Here is a 6,717-nt window from a genome sequence, read left to right as displayed (position 1 = left end):
CCTGTTCTCGGCATCTAAGCCGAAGTCAGGCAGAAATTCCACTTATCTCCGCTGTCCAGATTTCCCGAACCACCTCTCATGAATGGTCATTGCATGCGCCTAGTACTCGCCCGAGTAAGTGCCGCTTTTATCCTCGCTGCACTGGTTCTTTGGAGTGTTTTTCTGGCAAGCGATGCGCCCGGCAGAACACTGTCGTTTTCTTTGCTGGCTGGCTGCGCATTTGGAATTGTATTGCAAAGAGGGCGTTTCTGCTTTCTGTGTAATTTACGCGATTTTGTAGAAAATCGTGATCCCGCAGGCATTTTGTCTATCATCATAGCACTGGCTGGTGGAATCGTTCTCTATCAGATCATATTGGGAGCATGGGTCCCCGTGCCGCAGCCAGACCGTCTGCCACCCGGTGCGCATATCGGACCAGTGGGCGTCGTGCTTGCTTTTGCCTCACTCGTTTTCGGGCTGGGCATGGCTATATCGGGATCGTGCCTATCGGCCCATTTCTATCGACTTGGCGAGGGCGCTTTCGGCTCTATCGCAGCACTTATCGGAGCGGGCATTGGTTTTTTGATCGGCTTTCTGACCTGGAACAGCCTCTATACATTATCCGTCTATAATGACCCGGCAATCTGGTTGCCCGGTATTTTTGGCTATGCTTTTACGACGCTCATTGCTTTGGCTGTTTTGGCGGTAATTACCATTTTCGTACTTAAGCGATCAAAATATAATGGTAGTGATCGTGGTAGCACAGCGAATACCAGCAATGCCGAAGCCATATTCAAGAAACGCTGGCCCCCCGTCGTAACAGGTTTATTTGTTGCAGCCATAAGTGCATTTGCCTATCTGCGCGTTGCCCCTCTCGGTGTTACTGCGGAACTGGGAAGTCTCGTCCGAACTGCGGCTTCGTCCTCACCGCTCATACCCGAAACGCTTATTGGTCTTGATACCGTTCGTGGGTGTATCAGCGCTGTCAAAACCGCTCTGCTTTCTCCAAATGGCGTATTTGTGATCGGTCTCGTCCTATCCAGCTTTGCTTCGGCTTTGATTGCCGGGCAATTCAAGCCAACATGGCCATCGTTCAAAGGATTGGCAGAACGCTTTATTGGCGGTGTTCTGATGGGCTGGGGTGCCATGACCGGATTGGGTTGCACAGTTGGCGTTCTATTATCCGGTATTCATGCCGGTGCTTTATCGGGCTGGGTATTTCTTGTCTTTTGTACCGCAGGTGCTTTGTCAGGTATTGTAATTATTTCACGCTTGAGAAAGCCAGCATAAGGGCGCAGAAAAATCACCCGATCCACTGTGTCTTTTTCATATCCAAGGCCTGCTGAATTCTTATTCTCCATGGTGTTTCAACACCTGTTTCATCGACGGCAACCTTGTCGAGAAAGAAGTCGTTGACTGCGTATTGTCTCACTGATTTCCTACCCAAAGGAAGGATAACTGTTGCATTACGCTCAACGAAATCCATGTCATGACAAACGAGAATAACAATACGCCCGGACTGTTTCTCCTCAGAAATGATCTGCTCAAGTCGTTCCGTCCAGCCTTTGTCCAGTCCGCGTTGAGGCTCATCAAGAAGAAGTACATTCGGGCTGTTTGCCAGTACGCAGGCAAGTGTCAAAAAACGACGGCTTGCATAGTCGAGATCAAGAGGATGTTGGCTTGCGAACGATGACAGTCCCGTTCTGTCCAGCGCAGTTCTAACCCTCTGTGCAAGTTGCGGCTTCCTCAGCCCAAATTGTTTTGGCCCAAAAGCAACCTCCTCTTCTACAGTTGAAGCAAAAAGCTGTTGTTCCGGGCTTTGAAAGACCGTGCCGACATGGCGAGCAATCTCATGTATTTTTAGTTCGGATAGATTTTTGCCATCAAGTTCAACATGACCACGAAGTGGTTTCAAAAGCCCGTTCAATAGCCGTAAAAGTGTACTTTTCCCGGCACCATTCCTGCCGATGATAGCCAGTACATCTCCGGATGAGAGCGTTGCACTGATCTCTTGGAAAAGCAGGCTTGAAGACGGATAGGCAAATGAAAGATGTTCAATTTTTAACATTGTTGAGACTTTCAATGAAAGCATCGAACTCGGCAGACGAGAGCGGAACCGTTGCCCGGTGGGCCAAATGATGATCAACGCCCAGAAATGAAACTATGGCGTTCGTCACTGCAGGCAATCCTAGCCGCTCTACCAGCTGTGAGTTGAACAGTACCTCCCGTGCATTGCTGTCAGCAATGAGTGCGGAATCGTCTAAAAATATAAACCGCTCTGCAAGAGTTGCTGCGAGACTTGGGTTGGTTTCAAGCAGTACGATTGTCAGATCTGATGACAATCCATCAAGCACACTAAGCATGGCATCGCGAGATTCAGGATCGAGATTGGTAAATGGTTCGTCCAGAACAAGTACTTGCGGTTTCAAAGCCAGTGATGCGGCGATAACTAGGCGTTGCTGCTCTCCACCCGAAAGGCTGAAGGGACTGCGCGACAGCAAATGGCCAAGATTGGTAGCATTGACCGCGAAGTCAACACGTGTGCGGATTTCATGGGCGGTGAGGCCTAAATTCTCTGGTCCGAACGCTATTTCTTCCTCGACAGTGAAAGCACGGCCGGAGAGATGCTGAACAGGAATCTGGCCCACGAGTTGTATCGCAGAGGCACGTTCGGAGTTTGAATATTCCTTCCACGGACGCCCCTCGAAAAGTACATTTCCGGAACTGACAGCATTAACATGCCAGCCAGCAATCAGTCGGCCAAGAGAAGACTTTCCAGAACCGTTGCCACCAATAATTGCAAGCCGCTCAGACTTATTAATCTCGAAACTCACATTGTTCAGAATGATTTTATCACGAAAAGCCAAACTCAGATCTAAGACTTCAATCAACGCCATAATGCATAGCCAATTTGCAGTATTGATAACAGATAAAGCACACGGCGGAATTGCTTTTCACTACCGCTGTCTTTCGGTGCATTAAGAGTTGTTCTATAGGGCAATGCGCGAAATCCGCGTGCGTTCAAAACGTCTGCGCGTTCATGAGCGTCCGAGAGTGCGCTCGTGACCAGAGGTACAACCAGCATTGACAATGCATTTAGACGCGCCTTCACGCCGCCTTCTGTATTCAGCCCTCTTGAACGTTGTGCATCCTGGATGGATTTGGCACGTGCGCCAAACTCATCAAGAAGCAGGAGCGGTGAAGCCAGCAGATAGGAAACGCCGGGAGAAAAGTGTGCCACATCGAACGCCCGCAACAATGTGGATGGGTGAGTGGAGGACACAAAGAGCAGCGAGGCTGCCAGCATCAGCGAAATTCGCCCCGAAAGCAGTGCCGCATGTTCTAATCCATATGGGCTGTATCTCAGATAGCCAATTGACACAAAATCATTCTGAGGAAGAATTAGACCATGAAAAATGCAAACAGCGAGTACAAATGGCAGTGATAACAGGACAAAGCGCTTAAGCACCTTTGCCTTAAACCCAAATAGTATAGACAGTGCAACCAGAATGAAGGTTGATAGCCAAAGTGCTGACCATGACATCACGAATGATAACGCAATGACCCAGACGAGCATTGCAAGTTTGGTCAATGGATTAGCCCGGTGGAGAATGCTCTCCCCCGGGCTGAAAATAAACGATGTATGTGAACTCATGCTTTGCGGCTATATTTTAAATAGGTGTAGCCCGATGACAGGCGTTCCGGAAGTTTGCTGATAATTGCCCATACCAAAAGCGCACTAATGATCTTATCGGCGATATTGGCGGTGAATACAGTGAGTGCGACCGAACTGAATAAGGTCTGTCCGACATTTGCGAGATAGGCGATGAAGAAATCCGCACCCGATCCGGTTACCCCACCAAAGAGGTAAATACGGATAGGCACTGCAACCACGGTGAGAGCTGCTGCAATCACAATACCCGACAATGCTGCTTGCCAGAATGTTCTGAACCAGCCAGCACGTGCCAAAAGACCTGCAACAACGCCAATGACCAGTGCAACAGGTGCGAAAGCAGCTGCAACTGGTGCGAAGATCAGTCCGATTATAAGATTTGTGAGAAGGCCGGTTAGGCCGCCTGCAATTGGTCCCGCAAGCACAGCCACAAGTATGGTACCAATAGAGTCAAGAAAGATTGGTAAGCGTAGAAGATCATTGATTTGCCCACCAACAATATTGATCACAATCGCTACGGCGATCAGCGCGAGTATCCGCGTATCGAAATGAGTTTTTGCTACAGCCGTCATTGGTTTAACCCCTGCTAAATTTAATTATTTAAATGATTATCTCGGTTCGACGATCAGTTCTTCCCAGCCGGATTTTGCGCATAATTCTCGGCGGAAGCTGAGATCTTCCAGTTCTGCCAGAACAATCTCAGCTGTAGTGTAAACGGCTGAGCCGACACCAAAGTGAGCGCCAATTGTCTTGCCAGTCCGATCCGAAAGCGAAATATGCAAATGCTCACCTTTTTCATCAATCGTTCCAACGAGGGAAACGATTTCGAAATGCCCAGACACTTCGGCCCAGACGCCAGTATTTGCATAACGTAAAAGGGCAGTGTTAAGGCTGCCAACGACAGATACAATGGATACGGCCCTCAAGCCTTTCGCATTAACGAAAGCCCGTAATTCTTCTACAACATCATCACCCGGTTCGAGCCGAATGACATAAAAACGAGCCTGGCTGGCTCGTGTGTTCTCAAATTTTGACATTTTCAACCTCAATTTCCGCCATGCGGAGCAGGAGGTTAGTTGATATAAAAACTTATAAAATCGGTAGGTAATTTATACTAAAGATCGTGCAGGCAGAGAAAAGATCAATTCTATGCTTTGTTGATCGCAGCAACACCATTGAGAGAAGTATCTTGCCTTCAATTGTTCAAAGCCTGCCATATCTTTGATATGTGCTTGGCGCCAGTATGAGCCAAGCACCATCTTCTTTTGCTCGACAGATACATTCTGCTAAATAAAGGCAGTCAGAGAAGTGGACATTAAATCACAACCAATCATGCTGTCCGTTGATTTATCAAATATCTGAAATTGAAACTTCTATATACAATCGGCGGGAGGATACCCGCCGATCACAACTATTAGCTATGAATAATTTTTGTTCCAAGTACGTTTAGGCACTCACGCATGAATGCTGCTAATGCGGTCCATCCTTTGGCCGAAACCATATTGCCATCAACATAAGCATCAGTCGGGCTCAGGTCGATATAGGTGCCGCCAACCGCTGTCACCTCTGGTTCACAGGCACCAAGACCCGCAACTTTTCTACCCTTCAGAACACCGGGAACAGCCATCAAAATCTGCACACCATGGCAGATGGTAAAGATCGGCTTGCCCGTCTCATGGAAATGGCGAACCATATCCTGAATGCGTTTGTCGGTACGGATATATTCGGGACCGCGTCCGCCAGCCGCATAAACGGCGTCATATTCCTCAACACGGACTTCAGAAAACGTTTTGTTGATGTCGGCATAATGGCCGAGCTTTTCCGTATAGGTCTGGTCGCCTTCAAAATCATGCAGTGAGGTTTTAATCCGGTCTCCAGCCTTTTTGTCAGGGCATATCACGTGAACCGTATGACCCACTGCTTCCATTCCCTGCTGAAACACATAAATTTCATATTCCTCAGTGAACTCTCCGGTCAGCATGAGAATTTTTTTGCCGTTCATATCATATCTCCTCTTATTCATGATTGGATGGTGCCCATTCTGAAACGGGCACCAGTATGTTTTCGCCTGTATGCTTTAGAACGGAGAATCCGGAAAATAGAACTGCTCTGCGTTTTCAGGCGTGATCAGTGGCGCACCAAGCAGGAATGAACCGCGCATTGGTGCTTGTCCGGCGAATTGTGCTGCCGTCATATACATGGCCGATTTGACCATTGATGGCGGATAAGGAGTTGAGATCGGCGTACGCTCGTTCTTTTCCTTAACCATCTCGATAACCTGTTTCATGCCGTTGCCACCAAGTGCATATTTAATGTCTTTACGGCCTGCATTGTCGACCGCCTCAAGAACACCAAGCAACATGTCATCATCATTAGCCCAGACGGCATCGATTTTAGGATATTTTGCAAGATAGTCCTGCATCAGCTTGAAAGCTTCATCCTGATTCCAGTTCGCATATTGAATATCGAGGATCTTGATGTTGGACTTTCCTATAACATCCGAGAAACCCTTGATGCGTTCATCATCAATGACCGTTGGGATGCCACGAAGAACGACTATCTCACCCTCGCCACCGAGCTTGTCTACCAGCCAGTGCGCTGTGTTGGCACCAACTGCTATGTTATCACCGGCGACGTACAGATCCTGAACATTTGGGTCTGTGAGACCACGGTCAACAACAGAGATGAAAGTACCTTTTTGTTTGACCTGCTCGACCGGTCCTGTCAGCTCCTCGGAAGTGAACGGCAGAATGACCAGTGCATCCAGCTTGCGACTGGCGGAAAGATCCTCCAGAGCGGAGACTTGAGCTGTTGCTGAAGGCGAGGTTGATACAATAACCTCGATATTCGGGTATGCGGCTTCTATTTCTTTTTTTGCCTGCTCGGCGTGGTAAACGACACCGCCTGTCCAGCCGTGTGTGGCGGCTGGTATCGAGACAGCCATTGTTACCTTTTTATCTTCGGATAGTGCGCTGCCGAGTGGCAGAGCAAGAGCCAATGCAACGGTCGCTCCTAAGAGACCGGTTTTTTGTAAAATAGACTTCATGTTCTCCTCCTTGTGAAGT

At 48.4% G+C, this 6,717-nt stretch carries 8 protein-coding genes; 1 reads left to right on the top strand and 7 read right to left on the bottom strand.

The genetic code is table 11. The features are described 5' to 3' along the window. The first annotated feature begins 93 nt into the window (after positions 1 to 93). Positions 94 to 1,269, top strand: coding sequence for a YeeE/YedE family protein (locus tag FHY56_RS16460; RefSeq protein WP_140906238.1), 1,176 nt, complete (start codon positions 94 to 96; stop codon positions 1,267 to 1,269). 13 nt (positions 1,270 to 1,282) lie between these two features. Here the strand turns inward: FHY56_RS16460 and FHY56_RS16455 are convergent, their stop codons facing one another. From FHY56_RS16455 to FHY56_RS16425, 7 genes are all read right to left on the bottom strand, one after another. Further along, the gene (locus FHY56_RS16455; protein ID WP_158447780.1) at positions 1,283 to 2,047 is read right to left on the bottom strand and encodes an energy-coupling factor ABC transporter ATP-binding protein; all 765 of its coding nucleotides are present in this window, start codon (positions 2,045 to 2,047) and stop codon (positions 1,283 to 1,285) included. After that, positions 2,034 to 2,846 (bottom strand): energy-coupling factor ABC transporter ATP-binding protein, encoded by an 813-nt coding sequence (locus FHY56_RS16450; protein WP_158447779.1) that lies wholly within the window; start codon positions 2,844 to 2,846, stop codon positions 2,034 to 2,036. The genes FHY56_RS16455 and FHY56_RS16450 overlap by 14 nt, the downstream gene beginning before the upstream one ends. A gap of 20 nt (positions 2,847 to 2,866) precedes the next feature. Continuing rightward, entirely contained in the window at positions 2,867 to 3,634 is a 768-nt protein-coding gene (locus FHY56_RS16445) for an energy-coupling factor transporter transmembrane component T family protein (RefSeq protein WP_140906234.1), read from the bottom strand. Next, complete coding sequence (locus tag FHY56_RS16440) at positions 3,631 to 4,224, bottom strand: ECF transporter S component (protein WP_140906233.1); 594 nt, start codon at positions 4,222 to 4,224, stop codon at positions 3,631 to 3,633. Before FHY56_RS16440 ends, FHY56_RS16445 begins: the two co-directional genes overlap by 4 nt. Positions 4,225 to 4,260: 36 nt before the next feature. Further along, on the bottom strand, positions 4,261 to 4,689 hold the full coding sequence (locus FHY56_RS16435) for a PPC domain-containing DNA-binding protein (protein ID WP_140906232.1): 429 nt from the start codon (positions 4,687 to 4,689) through the stop codon (positions 4,261 to 4,263). 377 nt (positions 4,690 to 5,066) lie between these two features. Next, complete coding sequence (locus tag FHY56_RS16430; protein WP_140906231.1) at positions 5,067 to 5,654, bottom strand: DJ-1/PfpI family protein; 588 nt, start codon at positions 5,652 to 5,654, stop codon at positions 5,067 to 5,069. 75 nt (positions 5,655 to 5,729) lie between these two features. Continuing rightward, positions 5,730 to 6,698, bottom strand: a complete 969-nt coding sequence (locus FHY56_RS16425) for a substrate-binding domain-containing protein (RefSeq protein ID WP_140906230.1) — start codon at positions 6,696 to 6,698, stop codon at positions 5,730 to 5,732. Positions 6,699 to 6,717 lie beyond the last annotated feature (19 nt).

The organism is Brucella gallinifaecis (genome assembly GCF_006476605.1).
GTDB classification, from domain to species: Bacteria; Pseudomonadota; Alphaproteobacteria; order Rhizobiales; family Rhizobiaceae; genus Brucella; species Brucella gallinifaecis.
This window is presented reverse-complemented; position numbering and strand designations above follow the sequence as displayed.